Source organism: Virgisporangium ochraceum (assembly GCF_016863655.1).
GTDB lineage: Bacteria > Actinomycetota > Actinomycetes > Mycobacteriales > Micromonosporaceae > Virgisporangium > Virgisporangium ochraceum.
The window spans coordinates 115,614-133,922 of record NZ_BOPH01000018.1 but is presented as its reverse complement, the minus strand read 5'-3'; the positions used below and the strand labels follow the sequence as shown (position 1 = coordinate 133,922).

Below are 18,309 nucleotides of genomic sequence, written 5' to 3'. Positions count from 1 at the left end.
AACGAGTGGAGCGGGGCAACAGCGTGAGCAGCATCGCGCCGGGCTGGTACCGCGATCCGGTCGACCCGACGATCCAACGCTACTGGGACGGCGAGGGCTACCTCGGCGAGCCCATCCCAGCCGACGCCACCCCGCCCCCCGGACCACCGGCCGACGCCACGCCGCCCCCCACCCCGAACCAGGCCACGGCAGAGAACGCAGCCGAGAACAAGGCCACGGCAGAGAACCAGGCCACTCCGCAGATCCAGGCCACCACCCCCGAGAACACACGGGCTCCAGGCCAGAGCACGCCCCAAGGCCAGAGCACGCCGCAGGGCGGCGTCCCCACCCAGGACACCCCGTCCCACCACGCCCCCGCCGGCGTCGCGAACAGCACCCAGATCAGCGCCCCACCCGCGTCCCCGCAAAGCACCCACCCACCGCAGAGCACCCACCCACCGCAGGGTCCGTACCCGCCGCAAGGGCCGTACCCACCGCAAAGCCCTTACCCGACCCAGAGCCCTTACCCGTACGGCGGCCTGACCCCGCCCCACGGCACCCCGGCGCAACCCGGCCAGATGCCCGGCTGGCCGGCGTACCCGCGGCTCGTCCTCCCCGCACCGCGTCCGCACGGCTACCGCCTCGCCGGCCTCGGCGCGCGGTTCGTCGCCAGGTTCGTCGACATCCTCGCCGTGCTCGGGCTGAACATCCTGGTCAACGGGTACTTCGTGTACCAGTACTACACAATCAACCTGCCGTACTGGCAGGAGATCTCCCGCCGGTTCTACGACGGCGAGAGCATGGCCGGCGTCGAACCGCCCGAGCGGAGCTCCACGCTCCTGGTCATCATCCTGATCCTCTGCGCGGCGCTCTGGTTCGCCTACGAGGTGCCGTCACACGCGAACACCGGCCAGACGCTGGGCAAACGCCTCCTCGGCATCAAGGTGATGCGGCTGGAGAGCGACGAGGCGCTCGGGTTCCGGAGGTCGATCCGGCGGTGGAACACCCTCGGACTGCCCACCCTCCTCTGGACCTGCTTCGGTCTCGGCTTCGTGCTGCAGTTCATCGACTGCCTGTGGGCCGCCATCGACCGGCCGATGCACCAGGCGCTGCACGACAAGTCGGCCGTCACCGTGGTGGTGCAGGCCGAACCCCGTCCATCCCCGGAACAGCAGACCCAGCCCAACCACGATCAGCAAGGACGGCCAGCATGACACGGCTGACCAGGGCAGACCTGGACGCGCTTCCCGCCTACGTGCCCGGCAAGGCGATACCGGGTGCGATCAAGCTGGCCAGCAACGAGGTCCCGTACGGCCCGCTGCCGGGCGTCGTCGAGGCCCTCACGGCCGCCATCACCGACGTGCACCGCTACCCCGACATGGGTGTCGTCGCGCTCCGCGAGGCGCTGAGCAGGAAAACCGGAACGGCCGAGGAGCGCATCATCACCGGCTGCGGCTCGGTCGCCCTCGCCGAGCACCTGGTCAGGGCCACCTGCCTGCCCGGCGACGAGGTCCTCTACTCCTGGCGCTCGTTCGAGGCGTACCCGATCATCGCGGCCTCGGCCGGCGCCACCAGCGTGCGCGTCCCGAACACGGACAAGCACGCCCACGACCTCCGCGCGATGGCCGCGGCGGTCACCGACCGCACGCGGCTCATCTTCGTCTGCAATCCGAACAACCCCACCGGGACCGCGTTGCGCACGGCCGAACTCGACGACTTCCTCGCCGCGGTGCCGGAGAACGTGCTGGTCGTGCTCGACGAGGCCTACCGGGAGTTCGTCACCGACCCCGACGTGCCCGACGGCCTGCGGACCTACGGCGACCGGCCCAACGTGGTCGTGCTCCGTACGCTGTCCAAGGCGTGGGGGCTGGCCGGGCTGCGCATCGGCTACCTGGTCGCGCAGCCCGAGGTCGCCGGGAACGTCCGCAAGGTCGTCACCCCGTTCTCCACCTCGATGGTCGCCCAGGCCGCGGCGCTCGCCGCGCTCAAGGCCGAAGACGAGATGACGCGCCGCGCCGGGCTCGTGGTCAAGGAGCGCGACCGGCTCCTGAAGGCCGTCCGCGAGTTCTCCCCCGACACACCCGAGACCCAGGCCAACTTCGTCTGGCTCCCGCTGGGCGACCGGGCGATGGCGTTCGGGCAGGCCTGCGAGGAGCAGCGGGTGATCGTCCGGCCGTTCGCGGGCGACGGTGTCCGGGTCACCGTGGGCACGGAAGAGGAGAACGACGCGTTCCTCGAGGCCGCGGCGAAGGCGTTGTAGGGATCAGACGCCCGCCAGCACCACCGGCGTCGAACCGAGGAAGTAGCGGTCGTCCGGCTCCTTGGGTGATCCACCCGTGAGCCGTTCGACCGCCACGAACCGCCCCGCCGTGTGCACCAGGCCGGGCACCCACACCTCGTCCGGGCGCTCCTTGAGGTCGGTGCGCGACAGTTCCACGCCCAGCGTCGGGTGCAGCACCACCAGGTTCAGCTTGTCGTCGATCGCGTACGCCCCGAGCCGCCCGACCGCGACCAGCTTCAGGCCGGCCGCCTTGTGCGTCCACACGGGGTCGCCGGTCGCCCGGTCGACGGCACGCACCACGTAGTGCGGGTCACCCGAGTTCTGGATCAGGTACTCGTTCCAGAGGAACGTCCGGTTGCCGGTGGCGTACTTCTCCTGGGTCACCTTGCCGTCGAAGTTCACCCGCCACACCGTGCCGGTGTCGCCGGCGAGACGTTCCGCCCGCTCCTCGACGCTCAGCACCGTCTGCCCACCGGTGGCCTTCAGCAGCCCGCACTCCGAATGCCCCCGCGCGCAGGACATCGGCTCGATGAACCAGTTCGCCGCCTCCGCCGGGCCGGCCGAGGCGCCCGGCGGCGTCCAGGTGTTCAGCAGCTTGCCGCTGGCCACGTCGAAGACCTGCAGGGTCGCCGGCGCGGCACACGAGTCCTTGACGATGTACGTCGTCTCGCTGGTCCAGTCGGTCTCGTGGCAGCCCGGGTGCTCGGTGAACGTGAACTCCCACCGGCGCTTGCCGGTCCACGGGTTGTAGCCGATCACCTCGTCGGCGCCGGCCACGATCAGCACCGCGCCACCGTCGGTGTTCGACCGCGACGTGAAGATCCCGGCCGGCTGCCACACGGTGGCGCCGCCGGTGCGGCGTCCGTCGAACTTCTCGTTGACGCTCGCCTTCGCCTGGTCCTGCCAGGCCACGCGGCCCGTGCGCGGGTTGATCGCCAGGACCACGCCGTCGGAGAACTTCGCGATCACGAGCGCGACGCCCTCGTACTGGCCCTCGACCGCGACCACGCCGACCACCTCGGCCGGCCAGCGCCGGATCGACCAGAACGGGGTCATCTCGGTGCGGCTGGTCAGCGACGTGTCGGCCCACACCCGGCGGGCGTCGGCGTAGACCCGCAGGCGCCCGTCGACGATCAGCGGCGCCGACGTCAGCTCGCCGTACCGGACCGGCTCGGCGGTCGGCCGGTCGGGATAGGACCCGCTCGCCTCGACCGCCGTGTCGGCCGGCCGGAGCACGCGGTAGCCGACCACGGCTGTCGCACCCAGGACGCAGACCACCGCCAGGGCGATCACGGAGAACCGGGCCCAGCGTGGCCAGGTGGCGGGTCTGGTCAGCACAGGACTCATCGGGCTAGCACTCTAACTCGCCAGACTGAGGGCGGTTCGAGCGACAGGTCGGGCGCCTGCGGCGCCGCTGGCCTCGAGCTGCGTGACACGTGACCGCGTCCCGCGACTCAAGGCGGAGGAAACAGGAGTCCCAGGCGGCGCATGTCGTCGACCGGCTCGGAGACGCTGCAGGTCCCGTACCCGATCCACAGGGGACGCTCGGTCTCGAGCTGGCTGCGTACCGCCTCGACCAGCGGCACCGCGTCGGTGGTCGCCAGCACCTCCGCCACGTCGGCCGCCTCGGCGCCGTCGGCGGCGGCCAGCGACCCGGCCAGCACGTTCAGGAACCCGTGATGGAGGAAGCCGGTCTCCGGGTCGGTGTGCCGCAGCGCGTGGTGCAGGCCGGCGGTGAGCTTGAACGGCAGGTCGCGGTCGCGGCAGGCGCAGATGACGGCCGCCAGCTCGACCGGGGTCGGGAAGAGCTCGGCCGCGAGCCCCCCGGTGCGGAACTTCGGCGCGATCCGCTCGCCGTCGGCCCGCGCGGCGGCCAGCACGTCGAGCGCGGCCTGCAGACCCCAGGTGAGCGGCACCTCCGCGTACCCGGCCCGGCCGGCGGCGAGGGTGCGGAACGCGGTCAGTCCCGGCATCGGGTCTTCACCGCGCTTGGCCACCGGCGCCTCGATGTGCCGGATGTCGACCTGGTCGCCGGCGGCCACCAGCGCACCGGCCACCACCGTCAGCGGACCGACGAGGCCGATCGCGAGCGGCTCCGGGTCGGACCGCAGCCGTGACCACAGGGCGCCGACCTCGTCGGCGGGCACCAGCAGCGGCCCCACCAGCGACGCGTACCAGGACGAACGCGCCTCCCGGTGCCCGTCGAGCGCGTCGCCGACCGACGCGCCGCGGGGTGGGAACATCGCGGCGTCGTCGAGGAGGCCCACCAGCAACGGTGGAACGCTGTTCGGCACGTTCAGCAACCTAACGGACGCGTGTATCGGCGAACAACAACACCTCAACCGTCCACTGTGGACTCACTGGTCACGGGGTAGATCAACGCGACCGCCGTCGCGGCCAGCCCCTCACCCCGACCGGTGAAGCCCAGCCCGTCGGTGGTCGTCGCGCTGACCCGCACGGCCGCGCCCACGGCGTCACCGAGGATCTTCTCCGCCTCGGCCCGGCGCGGACCGATCCTGGGTGACCGCCCGACGGCCTGCACCGACACGTTCCCGATCTCGAACCCGGCCGCCCGCACCCGGCGCGCCGTCTCGACCAGGAGCGCGACCCCCGACGCCCCGGCCCACTCCGGGCGCGACGTCCCGAAGTTCGAACCGAGATCACCGATGCCCGCCGCGCCGAGCAGCGCGTCGCAGGCGGCGTGCGCGACGACGTCGCCGTCGGAGTGGCCGGCCAGGCCGGGGACGCCGTCCCAGCGCAACCCGGCGACCCAGCACTCCCGGTCGGCGCTGTAGGCGTGGACGTCGGTGCCTACGCCGACGAGCGGAACGATCACGCTCCGGAGCGTACCGGTAGTGCGTTTCTGACCCACCGGCAACGCTCTGACCAGGAGATTCGGTGTGAGCTGCATCGCCTGTCTACCCTGGTCGTCGTGCCCGGCTCCCTCCCTACCGCGCGCGACGAGATCAGGAACGCCCTGAAAATGGCTCGTCGCGGCCTGGAAGCTGTCCGGACGACGCCGCCGTGGCGGCGTCGGTGGAGCCGGCCCACCGGCCCGGCGCTCCGGTTCATGATCCTCGTCAGCCTCGTCGCCGTGCTGTTCGTCACGGCGCTGGTGGCCGGCCCCGATCGCGACACGCTCATGGCGGCCGCCCGCGGGGGCGGCTTCTTCGCCCCGGTCGCGGCCGTGGTCGGCAGCGCGCTGCTGGTGGCCGCGATGGTGCCGCGCACCTGGTTGGCGTTCGCCGGTGGCGCCCTGTTCGGCTCGCTCGCCGGCGCCGTCTACGTGCTGGTCGGTGTCACGGTCGGTGCGTCGCTGGCGTTCCTCGTCGGCCGCCTGCTCGGGCGCAGCTTCGTCTCCGCCAAGCTGCGCGGCCGGTTCGCCCTCATCGAGGCGGCGGTGGCCCGGCGCGGCGTCTGGGCGGTCGTCGTGTGCCGGCTCATCCCGATCGTCCCGTTCGCGATCAGCAACTACGCATTCGGGACCACGTCGGTGCGGCCACGGCAGATGATCGCCGGGACCATGCTGGGCGCGCTCCCGGCCAACTTCGCCTACGCGGCGCTGGGTGCCGCCACCATGCAGCAGGACTGGCTGGGCGCGAAGGTCGCCGGTGGCTGCGTGCTCGCGCTGGGCGCCTGCGGCGTGATGGGCACGTACCTCGTGTGGCGCCGGCGCCCGCACGCGGTGGCGCCTGTGAGCCTCACCAAGAGCCTCACGACCTAAGGATCGCCGCCGCGATCGTCAGATCCAGCGGACGCGTGATCTTCAGGGCCGCCTCGTCGCCCTCGACGGTGTGCACCGGCACGCCCAGCTTCTCGGCCAGCCCGGCATCGTCGGTGTGCTCGTCGACCGCGGCCGCGTGCGCGGCCGTCAGCACGTCACGCCGGAAGCCCTGCGGGGTCTGCACGGCCCGCAGCACGGCCCGGTCGACCGTGCCGACCACCCGGCCCGCGTCGTCGACCTGCTTGATCGTGTCGACCACCGCAAGCACCGGGATCACCGCCGGCAGCCCACTCCGGACCGCCGCCGCGACCCGCTCGACGAGCTCCGGCGGCGCGAGCGCCCGGGCGGCGTCATGGACCAGCACGATGCCGAGCCCCGGATCAGCGGCCGCCAGAGCCGCCGCAACGGACGCCTGACGGCTTGAACCACCCGCGACCACGGTGACCCCGGCAACCGGGGCCAGCAGCCCGCACACGGCCTCCACGTCGCCCGCGGGAGCCGCCACGACGATCTGACCGACGGAAGGCGCCACGCTCAACCGCCGGACCGCATGCACCAGCAGCGGCTCACCGGCGAGTTCGCGTAGCGCCTTGGGACCGCCCGGGCCCAGCCGAACACCGGCGCCCGCGGCAGGAACAAGGACCGCGACGTCACCACGCAGCGTCTGCGCGGTCACGTCGCGGTCCTTCGCTATGAAAGAAGTAGTGCTCAGGCCTCGGTAAGCACCTTGTCGAGCAGAACTTCCGCCTCGTCCTTCGTGCTCTTCTCAGCGAGCGCCACCTCGCCGACAAGAATGTCTCGCGCCTTGGCGAGCATGCGCTTTTCTCCTGCTGAAAGACCGCGCTCACGCTCACGGCGCCAGAGGTCCCGCACGACCTCAGCCACCTTGAGCGGGTTGCCCGAGGCAAGCTTCTCGAGATTCGCCTTGTAACGCCTCGACCAGTTGGTCGGCTCTTCGGTGTGAGGAGCGCGGAGAACGTCGAAGACCTTGGTCAGGCCCTCTTCTCCAACGACCTCGCGCACACCGACGATCTCGGCGTTTTCGGCGGGCACCCGCACCGTCAGGTCACCCTGAGCAACCCTCAGGACGAGGTAGAGCTTCTCCTCGCCCTTGACGACGCGGGTCTCGATTGCCTCGATGAGTGCGGCCCCGTGGTGGGGGTAGACAACGGTCTCGCCGACACTGAAAACCATAGGTTCGAAACCCCTTTCGCTGTGTCTAGGGTAACACGGGGTGGCCCCGACTTCCTACCCTGAGCGGCCGCATTAGCGCAGGTCAGGACGGGTGTGAGTCCCCTTTCTCCCGCTTGACACGGCGTAGGAACAGTGCTCCCCCCAGGTCAGAGCGCTGGTCAGAGCATGCGTGGGAGTGCTGGTCAGAGTGCTTCTGGCGGCTCGCGTCGCGACCCACCAGGTCTCCTCACGACTATGACAGGCGAGTACACGTAGAGTCACGATGCGGAGACAACATCGTGACCACGATCTCTGAACATCCGTCCGGCGCGACCCCCCTCACCCACTGGCGTGCGCCGGCCAGGTGCCAGACACTTGGGTACGGGCACAAGGAGTCGGTCAATGGGTACCCCTCGGGGAGGCAACGGCGACGAACAGCCGCCGGGCGGTGGAGGACCGTTCGACGGCGACTCCTTCGTGCCACCCGAGTGGGGGCCGGTCGTCATCCCCGACGACGCGTCGGCGCTCAGCGACGAGTCGGCCGCGATCCGCAAGGAGTTCCGCCGCGAGGCGCGCCGGTACCGCTGGCGGCGCCGGTTCCGGCTCACCGCGCCACGCAGGCGCGAGTCAGCGTCGCTGGCCGTCCCGCTGGCGATCATGGCGATCGCGGTGGTCGCCACGTTGATCAGCCTCTTCGCCGTCGCGTGGCCGGGCGGCTATCCGAACGGCTCGCCCAACGCCGACGGCGTCACCACCAACGCCCGCCCGCTGCCGCTGCCCGACCTCAAGCTGCGCGACTCCGACGGCCTCGCCGTGCCGATCCGCGAGCTCGCGCCCGCGGTGATCGTTCTCGTCGACGGCTGTGACTGCGAGCGCGTGATCAACAACCTGGCCGCGACCGTCGACCCCCGGGTCAGCGTGCTCGTGGTCACCACGCCGAACCCCTATGCGTCGGCGTCGGCGCAGCCAGGCGCGTCGGCGGGGCCCGGAATCGGCGCGGGCCCGGGCGTGGCGGGAGGCCCGTCGGCAGGCCCGTCGGTCAGTGCGAGCCCCACGCAGCCGGGCGTGTCGGCCTCCCCCGGCGTCCGCGTGTGGCGGCTCCTCGACCCGGCCGGCCTGCTCCGCGCGTCGATTCCGGGCCTGGCGCCGCTCGGTCCGATCCCGCCGAAGAACGGCACGATCCTGCTCGTGACGTCCGACTGGGCCGTGGTGCGGGTCGTACCCACCACCACGCCGGTGAACGACCTCAAGGGCGACCTGGCGAACCTGGCTGGCTAGTGTCCCGAGTCGAACGGACCACCGCCGGCCACTGTCCGTCATCGCAAATCCGCCCACCAGGTCCGAGCCGGCCGCCTTGATCGTCGTTCGAGGAACGAACGTGAGGCCCCACGCCCCTCTGCGCCGATCTTGCAGTTGTGGCCTCCCTCAAAACACGACATTTCCGTAAATAGAGGCGGCCACAACTGCAAGATCGGCGCACGCTTCGACAAGGGCGCGAGCGCGAGCGGCTCGGCCGGTCAACAGACCTGACGAAGCACTACCAGCTCAGCCGGCCAAGAGGGCCGCGTAGAGCGTCAGTCCCGGTCCGAACGCCATCATCACCACGGGACCGGCGTCCGGCCGCGCGCGCCGCAGCTCGTCCAAGATGATCATTACCGTCGGCGAGGAGCAGTTGCCGTGCTCGGCCAGCACCTGCCGCGACACGCCGAGGTCGGCGTCGGACAGCTCCAGCCGGTCGCGGACGACGTCGAGGATGCGCGGGCCGCCGGGGTGCACGACCCAGCCGTCGACGTCGCCGCGGGCCAGGCCGTGGCGCTCCAGCAGCCCGTCGATCACCGGCGCCACGTGCAGCGACAACGCGTCGGGCACCTTCGGCGACAGGCCCATGCGGAAGCCGAGGTCGGTGACGTCCCAGGTCATGTGGTCCGACGTGGTCGTGTCGGTCACCGAGGTCACCTCGCGCACGCCGAGACCGGACGATCCGGACGGCATGAGCACGACGGCGGCCGCCGCGTCGGAGAACAGCGAGTGGGCGATGATCTGCTGCGGATCGCGGGTGGCCGGCTGCACGTGCAGGCTGGTGAGCTCGCAGCAGAGCACCAGCGCCGGCCGGCCGCGGGTGGACACGAAGTCGGCGGCCGCGCCCAGCCCCGGCAGCGCCGCGTAGCAGCCCATGTGACCGACCAGCAGCCGCTGCGTCGTGGGCGCCATGCCCAGGTCGCGGGCGAGCAGGATGTCGAGGCCCGGAGTGACGTACCCGGTGCACGAACACACCACGAACAGGCCCACGTCGGCCGGGTCCAGGCCGGCCGACCCCAACGCCCGGCCGACCGCCTCCTTGCCCAGCGGCAGCGCCTCGACCAGGAACCGCTCCATGCGCTGGCGGGTCGACCACTGGGAGACGTCCTCGATCGACGGGTTGATCACGCCGTGCCGGGTGACCACACCGGCGTTCTGGAAGATGCGCTTCGCGAAGCCGCGCTGCACACCGGTGTAGTGACGGTCGAAGAAGTCGCGCCAGAGATCGTCCTGGCGGAACGGGGGCGGGTGCGCGATGCCGATTCCCGCGATGGTCACCATCGCGGTGCCGAGCCGTCGTTCTCCGGATCGCCGCCCAGCGCGGCCACACCGAGCCAGTCGGCGCACACGTCGGACGTCGCCGGCTGCAACGAGCCGCAGCGGGCGTCGCGGAACAGCCGTTCCAGCGGGTGGCCGCGCCGGGTCGCGCTGGTGCCGGCGGCCTCGAGCAGGCTCGCCGCCACCTCCGCCGCGGTGGTGCCGGCCAGGAGCTTGGCGCGCCACACCCAGCGGTTGGTGTCCTCCTCGCCGGGCGCCTCGTCGACCCGTCGGGCCGCCTCGTCGACGACCAGCTTCGCCGCGGCGACGGCGGCGTCGGCCCGTCCGATCCGCGACCGCACCGACGCGAGGCCGCCCAGCTTGCGCGCGCGGACGTGCTCGACGGCCGCGTCGATCGCGGCCTGCGCGACGCCCACGTAGACCGCGGCGTAGCTCGCCACCATCCAGTGCGGCATCAGCTGGGCGACGAGCACCGCCAGCCCTTCCACGCCGCCCACGAGGGCGTCCTCGGGCACCGTGACGTCGATGTGCAGGTCGTGCGAGCTCGTCGCCCGCATGCCGAGCGCGTTCCAGGTGGGTTCGACCGTGAGGCCGTCGGTGCCGGCCGGCACGAGGAACTGCGACACCAGCGACGGGTCGGCCGTCGACCGCGCCGCGACGAGGTACGCGTCGCTGTTGCCGGCGCCCGAGCAGAACGTCTTCGACCCCTTGATCTGCCATCCACCGTCGGGCAGGTGCGTGTACGACGTCGACAGCTGCGACAGCCGCGATCCGACACCGCGTTCGCTCATCGCGACGGCGTACCACCGGCCCTCGGCCGCGCCGCTCAGGACGCGGTCGCGGGCGGCGTAGAAGCTGTCGGGGACGCCGAGCGCCTCCACCATCACGTCGGGCACCCCGGCGAGCGCGCCGGTGACCGAGGCGTGCATGTTGAACACCAGGGCCGTCGCGCCGTTGCCGCGGGCCAGCTCGTAGGCCACCCTGGCGTACCCGGCGAAGCCGGAGCCCATGCCGCCGAGCCGTTCCGGCACCATCAGCCCGAAGAGGCCGGCCGCGCGGAGATCCGCGAAGTCGTCGGCCGGGAAGCTGCCCGTCTCGTCGTACTGCGCGGCACGCGCCGCGAACCGCGGCACGAGCCGGGCCGCGACCTCGACCGCCGCGGACGTCATCGCTTGACTCCGCGACCCTGGAACAGGATCGCGGTGGAACGGCTCGGCACGATCGGTACCTCCCCCTTGCGGCCGTTGACAAACCAGCGGGCCATCGACGGAACGGCGGGCCGGATGCCGCGCAGCCGCAGGGTGACCCCGTGCCGGGCGCACTCGGCCACCAGCCGGCGCCGGTCGACGAACAGGGCCGGGTCGTGGATGCCCTTCGGCACGCCCGGCACGAGCTCGGCCAGCGTCACCGCCACGAACCGGCTCAGGGCCGTGTCGGCGAGCGTGTCGAGCACCAGCGTGCCGCCGGGCCGCAGCACCCGGCACGCCTCGGCGACCGTCGCGGACAGGTCGGGCACGTGCTCGAGGATCTCGCCGGCGCACACGACGTCGGCGAACCCGTCGGCGAACGGGAGCCGGGCGGCGTCGGCCCTTACCGGTTCGACGCCGCGCCGGGCGGCCTGGCGCAGCGCCGAGTCGACGAGGTCGACCCCGATGTGCCGGTATCCGCTGATGTGCGGTGCGAGCAGCCCGGCGCCGCAGCCGACGTCGACGAGAATCCCGTTCCTGGCCGGCGGCACCAGCTTCGACCGCGCCTTCGCGAGCCAGTGCAGCATCGCGAACGCGCCGTCGGGGTTCCACCATTCGGCCGCGAGGTCGTCGTACTGCCCCACGTCGTTCCGTGGCCGCTTCACCTGGACCAACGCTGAGGGCATGCGATGAAGCCTGACATGAATACGTCTCGCCAGCCACACTTGCGCGGTGCACCCTCTCGCGCTGCTCCGCGCCAGCCATCCGGAGCCGGCCGCCGCCGTCACGACCGTCACCGCGCTGCTGTGCGTCGGTGCCGGCGTCGCCCCCGTGCGGGCCGTGGGGGTCACGGCGACGGTGCTGGCGAGCCAACTGGCGATCGGCTGGGCCAACGACGCTATCGACGCACCGCGCGACGCGCGGGTGGGCCGCGCCGACAAGCCGGTCGCCAACGGACAGGTGAGCCGGCGCGCGGCCGCTGTCGCCGCCGTGGTGGCGTCGGCGGCGTGCGTGGCGCTGGCGCTCGTCACGTCGGTCGCGGCGGCGTGGGTGGCGATCCTGGCCCTGTTCTCGGCGCTGTCCTACAACTGGCCGGTCAAGTTCACGGTGTTCTCGCCGGTGCCGTACGCGGTGTCGTTCGCGGCGCTGCCGTCGTTCGTGGTGCTGGTGTCCGGGGAGTCGGTGCCGGTCTGGCTGGTCGCGGCGGGCGGGCTGCTCGGCGTCGGCGCGCATTTCGCCAACGTCGTTCCCGACATGGCCGACGACGAGCGCACGGGTGTGCGTGGCCTGCCGCACCGGTTCGGGCCGCGGGGCTCGCTGGCGGCGGCGGCCGTGCTGCTGCTCGCGGTCACCGCGCTGTTGATCTTCGGACCGCCCGGGCCGCCGCGTGCGGTCGGTGCCGTCGCGGGCGTGTTCGCCGTCGTGGTTCTGCTGGTGGGAGCCTATTTTGGACGGCGGAGCAGCGCGCGCCACTGGGCTTTCCGTGGGGTGATGGGAGTGGCCCTGGTGGACGTGGTGCTGCTGGTGGCCGGCGGGGTCTTGGGGTAAGCGCATATGCCGCCTGGCGCCCATCTAGGCTGTACAACGGCCGGCTTTGGCGTTTGAGGAGGATCCGACGTGACCCGCTCGATGTTGCCCCGCCTCAGGGTGCGCGCGGCGGTGGTCGCCGCCTCCGCCGCGGTGGGTGCCGCGGTGCTGCTCTCCGGTTGCGGCGCCGGCCAGGTCACCCAGACGGAGAACCAGCAGCCGCCGATCAGCGGCGTGAACGTCGACTCCAAGGACCGCGCGATCCAGCTGCGCAACGTGGCGTTCCAGTACAGCGGCACGTCGGGGTACAAGACCGGGCAGCCGGTGCCGCTGCACGTGCGCATCGTCAACCAGAACCTCACGCCGATCCGGCTGGTGGGCGTCACCAGCGAGGCGGGCGCGGTGGTCATCGCCGGCAAGGGCGTCACCCCGCCGGCGCCGTCGGTTCCTCCGTCGAGCCCGGCGCCGTCGGCGTCCGGTTCGGCGTCGGGCGTTCCGTCGGGTGCGGCTTCGGCCTCCGGCCCTGCTGCGTCAGGTTCTGCTTCGGGCTCGGCTTCGGGTTCTGCTTCTGCGCCGCCCAGCACGCCGCCGTCGTCGGCGCCGCCGTCCGGGCCGCCCAGCAACCCGACGATCGACGTCGAGATCCCGGTGCGCGGCCTGGCCGTGCTCGACCCGAGCCTCGACCGGTACCTGCAGATCGCCGGGCTGAACGAGGAACTCAAGCCGGGCGACACCGTCGAGGTCACCTTCCGGTTCCAGACCGACGCGGGCGAGGTCGTCATCACCACGCCGGTGCCGGTCGCGATCCCGCTGTCGCCGCCGCCGCGCAGCCCGCTGCACCTCGAAGAGGGCGAAGGTCACTGAGCGGTTTCGTCGTACCGCACCGCTAACGTTCGCGGGGTGACGAACAAGCGCGCCGCCTACGAGTGCGACGTATGCGGGCACCGCCCGCCGAAGTGGGTCGGACGCTGCCCCGAGTGTGGCGAGTGGGGCTCGGTCATCGAGGCGAAGCCGAGTGGCGCGGTCGTCGGCGGCAAGCCGGTCACCGTGCGGGCGCCGTCCGAGCCGGCCCGCCCGATCGCGAGCGTCAGCGCCGAGCCGGCGCAGGCGCGGGCCACCGGCGTCGGTGAGTTCGACCGGGTGCTCGGCGGCGGCATCGTGCCGGGCGCGGTGGTGCTGCTCGCCGGCGAGCCGGGTGTCGGCAAGTCCACCCTGCTGCTCGAGGTGGCGCAGCAGTGGGCGGTCGGTCAGCCCACTCCGGCGCTGGTCGTCAGCGGCGAGGAGTCGGCCAGCCAGGTGCGCCTGCGGGCAGAGCGCATCGGGTCTCTGCACGAGAACCTCTACCTGGCCTGCGAAACCGACCTCGAAGCGGTGCTCGGCCACCTCGACTCGGTGAAGCCCGGCCTCCTGGTGCTCGACTCCGTGCAGACGATCAGCATGGGCAGCACCGACGGCATCGCGGGCGGGGTCACGCAGGTGCGGGCGGTCACGGCGGCGCTGGTCGCGGTCGCGAAGGAGCGGGGCATCGCCACCGTGCTCGTCGGTCACGTCACGAAGGACGGGCAGGTCGCCGGTCCCCGCACGTTGGAGCACCTGGTCGACGTGGTGCTCCAGTTCGAGGGCGACAAGCACTCGTCGCTGCGGCTGATCCGCGGGTTGAAGAACCGCTTCGGCGCGGCCGACGAGGTGGGCTGCTTCGAGATGCACGAGCGTGGCCTGTCGAGCCTGCCCGACCCGTCGGGCCTGTTCCTCAACCGGCACGCCGAAACGGTGCCGGGTACCTGTGTCACGGTCAGCATGGAGGGCCGGCGGGCGCTGGTCACCGAGGTGCAGGCGCTCGTGGGAGCGTTCCCGACGCAGGCGCCCCGGCGCACCGTCAGCGGTCTCGACGCGGCCCGGTTCAACCTGGTGCTCGCGGTCCTGCAGCGGCGCGGCAAGGTCCGCGTGCACGACCGTGACGTGTTCGCCGCCACCGTCGGCGGCATCCGGGTCGTCGAGCCCGCCGCCGACCTGGCGGTGGCCCTGGCGGTGGCGTCGGTGTACCACGAGGTGTCGCTGGCCCCCGACATGGTGGTGATCGGCGAGGTCGGCCTCACCGGCGAGATCCGCCGCGTGGGTGCGGTGCCGAAGCGGCTGGCCGAGGCGGCGCGGCTGGGCTTCCGGTCGGCGCTGGTCCCGCCGGGCTGCGGGCCGGCCGCGTCCGGTCAGGTTCCGGCCGGCATGCGGGTCCACGAGGTCGCCGACATGATGAGCGCGCTCCGGGCCTCGGCCCAGGCGGGCGTGGCCGCCGCCGACGGCGCCACCGACAGGGCCAACACCGACAGGGCCGCCGCCGAGGAAGCCGCCAGGGAAGCCGTCCGACCGGCTACAGGCGGCTGGTGATCTCCACGGACTCGGGGGCGTAGGCGGCCAGCGCCGTCACCTTCGCCGCCGGCGTGCCGGTGAAGTCCCCCAGCCGCACCGCGAGGTCGTACCCGGCCGCGGGCGGGTACGCACGGGTGGCGGCGCGGAGCACGGTCCGGTCCCAGAAGCCGGGCCGGTCCGGGTCCTGCGGGCCGGGCCGGTCTGCGGCGTGCGGGGTGAGCCGCACCAGGAGGAACTCGCCGGCTGGCGTGTCCACGCCGGTGATCGCGGCGACCGTGGTCCACGGCAGCGCGAGCGTCCGGAACACGCCGGGCCGCACGTGGAGCGTCACGTGGCTGGCCGCGACCAGCGGACGGCGCAGCACCGGCACCGCGGCCGCGGCCACGACGGCGGCCACTAGCGCGAGCGTCCACTGTGGAACCACCGCGAGCGGGTTGGCCGCGCCGGTGTTCAGCGTCGCCGGTTCGGTGCCGAACATCGCCCATCCCAGCGCTGCCACCAGCGCGGCGGCCACGGTGCAGCCGGTCAGCATCCGCACCGCGCGGCGTGGAAAGGCACGCCGCCATTCGATCCGTTCCCCCGCCACCATCTTGCTTGTCCCCACGCCTCCCCTTCACCCTACGGACGGTGACGCGGCCCGCCACGGCACCGGCTCGCCCCAGGTCCGTAGACTGTGCGAGTGCCGATCGAGCGCGAACCCCAGCGGCCGGCCGCGCCCGCCGCGGGTGCCGTGTGGTCCAGCCCGGTGGGGTCCGGCGATCCGATGCGGGCCACGCTGGCGCTGATGGCTCCCGGCACCGCGCTGCGCGACGGTCTGGAACGCATCCTTCGCGGACGCACCGGGGCACTCATCGTGCTCGGGCACGACGAGATCGTCGAGTCGATCTGCACGGGTAGTGGCTTCCCCCTCGACATCGAGTTCAGTGCCACCCGTCTGCGTGAACTGTGCAAGATGGACGGTGCGGTGGTGCTGTCGAGCGACGGCACGCGCATCGTCCGCGCCGCGGTGCACCTCATGCCCGACCCGACGATCCAGTCCGACGAGTCGGGTACCCGGCACCGCACGGCGGAACGGGTCGCGAAGCAGACCGGGTTCCCGGTGATCTCGGTGAGCCAGTCGATGCGCATCATCGGGTTGTACGTAAACGGGCAGCGTCACGTTCTCGACGACTCGGCCTCGATTCTGTCGAAGGCGAACCAGGCTCTGCAGACGCTGGAGCGGTACAAGCTCCGGCTCGACGAGGTGTCCGGCACGCTGTCGGCGCTGGAGATCGAAGACCTGGTCACCGTGCGCGACGCGGTAGCGGTGGTGCAGCGGCTGGAGATGGTGCGACGCATCGCAGACGAGATCGCCGGCTACGTGGTCGAGCTCGGTACCGACGGCCGGCTGCTGGCCCTGCAGCTCGAAGAGCTCATGGCCGGCGTCGAGGCCGACCGGACGCTCGTCATCCGCGACTACCTGCCCGGCGACGCCAGTCGCCGGGTCCGGCAGGCCGACGACTCCTGCGAGGCGCTCGACGCGCTCACCGCCACCGAGCTCATCGACCTCGTCGCCGTGGCCAAGGCGTTGGGCTACCCGGGTGCGGCCGACGCCCTCGACGCGGCGGTGTCGCCGCGCGGGTACCGGCTGTTGGCCAAGGTGCCGCGGCTTCCGGTGCCGGTCATCGACCGGCTGGTCGACCACTTCGGCAGCCTTCAGCGGTTGCTGGGCGCCACGGTCGAGGATTTGCAGGCGGTCGACGGCGTGGGCGACGCCCGCGCCCGCGGCGTGCGGGAGGGCCTCTCGCGGCTGGCGGAGGCCTCGATCCTGGAGCGCTACGTCTAGGCGTTGACGGTGACCGTCACCGGGTCGCTGACGATGTTCCCCAGTCGCGCGCGCAGCTGGTAGCTGCCTGCCTTCAGGAACTGCCGGTTGGTGCAGCCCTGCGCGTTGCCCTGGCCGTTCCACACCTGGTTGAACTGGTGCTCGATGTTCGGCTGCATCGGGCGCACGTCGCCCGAACTGGTGGAGCTGCTGCACAGGTCGGACGACCACTGCTTGGCCTGGTTCTGCTCCAGGTACAGCTCCTGCGCCTGCGCACTCAGGTCACGCGAGCACTGCCGCGTCGAGACGTTCTTGATGCGGATGTAGAACGTCACCGGCACGCCCTGGCGCACCGTCGTGTTCTCGGCCGCCGCGGTGACCGACAGCTCGGCGTCGGTGCACGTCTCGCCGGCGCCGGCGCCCGTGACGCCGCCACCGCCCGGGTTGATCGGCAGACCCGACGTCGGATCGGACGCGTTCGGCGTGATCGGCGCGGGCACCGACGGGGTCGTCGACGCCGTGGTCGGGTCGCCGGTCGTCGTGGGGTTCGCCGCCGGCTTCTTACCCGGCTCCTCACCACCCGAACAGGAGAAGGCGATGAAGAGGACGACGGCGAGCACAGCTGCGGCCACCACCGCGCGCCGCCGCCAGTACACGCTCGGGGGCAACTGCCCCACCGTCAGTCTCATGGTGGATTCACGTTAGCTCCGGGTGCGTTGTCCGTTGCGGCGGCGCGCCGTTGTACCGTCGCGGACAATGTCTGTTTCGCTCGCAGGTGCAGCCACGGTCTGGTTCGACGCCACTGCCCGGGATCTTCCCTGGCGGGAGCCCGGCACCACCCCGTGGGGCGTGCTCGTCAGCGAGATCATGCTCCAGCAGACCCCGGTGAGCCGCGTGACCCCGGTGTGGCTCGCCTGGCTCGAACGCTGGCCCACGCCGTCGGCGATGGCACACGATCCCGACCAGCCCGCGGCGGCGATCCGCATGTGGGGCCGGCTCGGCTACCCGCGGCGGGCGCTGCGCCTGCACCAGTGCGCGGTCGCGGCGGTCGAACGCCACGACGGCGAGATTCCCGACGATCTCGACGCGTTGCTGGCACTGCCCGGCGTCGGCTCGTACACGGCCCGCGCGGTGGCCGCGTTCGCGTTCGGTCAACGGCATCCGGTGGTCGACACCAACGTGCGGCGCTTCGTGGCACGAGCAGTCGGCGGCAAGGCCGAGGCGGGACCGGCGACGACCCAGCGCGACCTCGACGCGGTGGAGGAGCTCCTCCCGACGAACCCGGCCGACGCCGCCCGGGCGAGCGCCGCGTTCATGGAACTGGGCGCGGTGGTGTGCGTGGCGCGGTCACCACGGTGTGCCGCCTGCCCGGTGGCGACCACGTGCGCCTGGCGGCGGGCGGGTTCCCCTCCGGCGGACGTCCCGGGCCAGCGCACCCAGACGTACGCCGGCACCGACCGCCAGGTACGCGGCCTGCTGATGGCGGTTCTCCGCGACGCCGAAGGCCCGGTGCCCCCGGCCCGGCTCGACGTGGTGTGGCCCGACGCGGTCCAACGCCACCGGGCGCTGGCGAGCCTCCTGACCGACGGCCTGGTGGTGTCGGACGGCAACCGGTACGCGCTTCCCGGCACACCGTCCGGCACACAGTAAAGGGCGCCGGCCAGATCGGCCGGCGCCCTTCTCGCGCTAGTGG

19 protein-coding genes are annotated in these 18,309 nt (G+C 72.3%); 9 read left to right on the top strand and 10 right to left on the bottom strand.

Translation table 11 applies throughout. From position 1 onward, the window contains the following. Positions 1–23 precede the first annotated feature (23 nt). Positions 24–1,193 carry an RDD family protein gene (locus Voc01_RS07265; protein WP_203926488.1) on the top strand — a complete coding sequence of 390 codons (1,170 nt, stop codon included), beginning with the start codon at positions 24–26 and terminating at the stop codon, positions 1,191–1,193. Continuing rightward, positions 1,190–2,239, top strand: coding sequence for a histidinol-phosphate transaminase (hisC, locus tag Voc01_RS07260; protein WP_203926487.1), 1,050 nt, complete (start codon positions 1,190–1,192; stop codon positions 2,237–2,239). The genes Voc01_RS07265 and hisC overlap by 4 nt, the downstream gene beginning before the upstream one ends. A 3-nt stretch (positions 2,240–2,242) precedes the next feature. On the opposite strand, the gene Voc01_RS07255 is transcribed toward hisC, so the two are convergent. From Voc01_RS07255 to ispF, 3 genes are all read right to left on the bottom strand, one after another. Then, the gene (locus Voc01_RS07255; RefSeq protein WP_203926486.1) at positions 2,243–3,607 is read right to left on the bottom strand and encodes an outer membrane protein assembly factor BamB family protein; all 1,365 of its coding nucleotides are present in this window, start codon (positions 3,605–3,607) and stop codon (positions 2,243–2,245) included. Positions 3,608–3,714: 107 nt separating this feature from the next. Further along, a complete protein-coding gene (locus Voc01_RS07250) occupies positions 3,715–4,554 on the bottom strand; it encodes a hypothetical protein (protein WP_239160014.1) in 840 nt (279 codons plus the stop codon). 44 nt (positions 4,555–4,598) lie between these two features. Further along, positions 4,599–5,096 carry a 2-C-methyl-D-erythritol 2,4-cyclodiphosphate synthase gene (gene ispF, locus Voc01_RS07245; protein ID WP_239160013.1) on the bottom strand — a complete coding sequence of 166 codons (498 nt, stop codon included), beginning with the start codon at positions 5,094–5,096 and terminating at the stop codon, positions 4,599–4,601. Between the two features lie 96 nt (positions 5,097–5,192). Here ispF and Voc01_RS07240 point away from each other — a divergent pair, with 96 nt between their 5' ends. Next, entirely contained in the window at positions 5,193–5,984 is a 792-nt protein-coding gene (locus Voc01_RS07240) for a TVP38/TMEM64 family protein (protein WP_203926484.1), read from the top strand. Here Voc01_RS07240 and ispD read toward each other — a convergent pair. Together ispD and Voc01_RS07230 are read right to left on the bottom strand one after the other, a co-directional pair. Beyond that, on the bottom strand, positions 5,974–6,660 hold the full coding sequence (gene ispD, locus Voc01_RS07235; RefSeq protein ID WP_203926483.1) for a 2-C-methyl-D-erythritol 4-phosphate cytidylyltransferase: 687 nt from the start codon (positions 6,658–6,660) through the stop codon (positions 5,974–5,976). The genes Voc01_RS07240 and ispD overlap by 11 nt on opposite strands. Before the next feature lie 32 nt (positions 6,661–6,692). Beyond that, the gene (locus Voc01_RS07230) at positions 6,693–7,178 is read right to left on the bottom strand and encodes a CarD family transcriptional regulator (RefSeq protein ID WP_203904670.1); all 486 of its coding nucleotides are present in this window, start codon (positions 7,176–7,178) and stop codon (positions 6,693–6,695) included. A gap of 381 nt (positions 7,179–7,559) precedes the next feature. Between Voc01_RS07230 and Voc01_RS07225 the strand changes: the two genes are divergently transcribed. Continuing rightward, positions 7,560–8,435 (top strand): hypothetical protein, encoded by an 876-nt coding sequence (locus Voc01_RS07225; protein ID WP_203926482.1) that lies wholly within the window; start codon positions 7,560–7,562, stop codon positions 8,433–8,435. Positions 8,436–8,702: 267 nt separating this feature from the next. On the opposite strand, the gene Voc01_RS07220 is transcribed toward Voc01_RS07225, so the two are convergent. Genes Voc01_RS07220 through Voc01_RS07210 form a run of 3 tightly spaced genes read right to left on the bottom strand, consistent with a single transcriptional unit; the run spans position 8,703 to position 11,586 of the window. Beyond that, positions 8,703–9,737, bottom strand: a complete 1,035-nt coding sequence (locus tag Voc01_RS07220) for a type III polyketide synthase (RefSeq protein ID WP_203926481.1) — start codon at positions 9,735–9,737, stop codon at positions 8,703–8,705. Next, the gene (locus Voc01_RS07215; protein WP_203926480.1) at positions 9,731–10,903 is read right to left on the bottom strand and encodes an acyl-CoA dehydrogenase family protein; all 1,173 of its coding nucleotides are present in this window, start codon (positions 10,901–10,903) and stop codon (positions 9,731–9,733) included. The genes Voc01_RS07220 and Voc01_RS07215 overlap by 7 nt, the downstream gene beginning before the upstream one ends. After that, the gene (locus tag Voc01_RS07210) at positions 10,900–11,586 is read right to left on the bottom strand and encodes a methyltransferase domain-containing protein (RefSeq protein WP_373873791.1); all 687 of its coding nucleotides are present in this window, start codon (positions 11,584–11,586) and stop codon (positions 10,900–10,902) included. The genes Voc01_RS07215 and Voc01_RS07210 overlap by 4 nt, the downstream gene beginning before the upstream one ends. Before the next feature lie 67 nt (positions 11,587–11,653). Here Voc01_RS07210 and Voc01_RS07205 point away from each other — a divergent pair, with 67 nt between their 5' ends. The 3 genes from Voc01_RS07205 (at position 11,654) to radA (ending at position 14,830) form a co-directional block, all read left to right on the top strand. Beyond that, positions 11,654–12,469 (top strand): UbiA family prenyltransferase, encoded by an 816-nt coding sequence (locus tag Voc01_RS07205; protein ID WP_203926478.1) that lies wholly within the window; start codon positions 11,654–11,656, stop codon positions 12,467–12,469. 69 nt (positions 12,470–12,538) lie between these two features. Next, on the top strand, positions 12,539–13,312 hold the full coding sequence (locus tag Voc01_RS07200; protein ID WP_203926477.1) for a copper chaperone PCu(A)C: 774 nt from the start codon (positions 12,539–12,541) through the stop codon (positions 13,310–13,312). 36 nt (positions 13,313–13,348) lie between these two features. Further along, positions 13,349–14,830, top strand: coding sequence for a DNA repair protein RadA (gene radA / locus Voc01_RS07195; protein ID WP_203926476.1), 1,482 nt, complete (start codon positions 13,349–13,351; stop codon positions 14,828–14,830). Here radA and Voc01_RS07190 read toward each other — a convergent pair. Continuing rightward, entirely contained in the window at positions 14,814–15,416 is a 603-nt protein-coding gene (locus tag Voc01_RS07190; protein ID WP_203926475.1) for a hypothetical protein, read from the bottom strand. The two genes, radA and Voc01_RS07190, sit on opposite strands and share 17 nt — an antisense overlap. 159 nt (positions 15,417–15,575) lie before the next feature. On the opposite strand from Voc01_RS07190, the gene disA reads away from it, so the two are divergent. Beyond that, positions 15,576–16,637 carry a DNA integrity scanning diadenylate cyclase DisA gene (gene disA / locus Voc01_RS07185; protein ID WP_203926562.1) on the top strand — a complete coding sequence of 354 codons (1,062 nt, stop codon included), beginning with the start codon at positions 15,576–15,578 and terminating at the stop codon, positions 16,635–16,637. Here disA and Voc01_RS07180 read toward each other — a convergent pair. Beyond that, on the bottom strand, positions 16,634–17,305 hold the full coding sequence (locus Voc01_RS07180) for an early set domain-containing protein (protein ID WP_203926474.1): 672 nt from the start codon (positions 17,303–17,305) through the stop codon (positions 16,634–16,636). The two genes, disA and Voc01_RS07180, sit on opposite strands and share 4 nt — an antisense overlap. Positions 17,306–17,372: 67 nt before the next feature. On the opposite strand from Voc01_RS07180, the gene Voc01_RS07175 reads away from it, so the two are divergent. Further along, positions 17,373–18,266: an HhH-GPD family protein gene (locus Voc01_RS07175; protein WP_203926473.1), complete on the top strand. Its 894-nt coding sequence runs from the start codon at positions 17,373–17,375 to the stop codon at positions 18,264–18,266. The last annotated feature ends 43 nt before the right edge of the window (positions 18,267–18,309 follow it).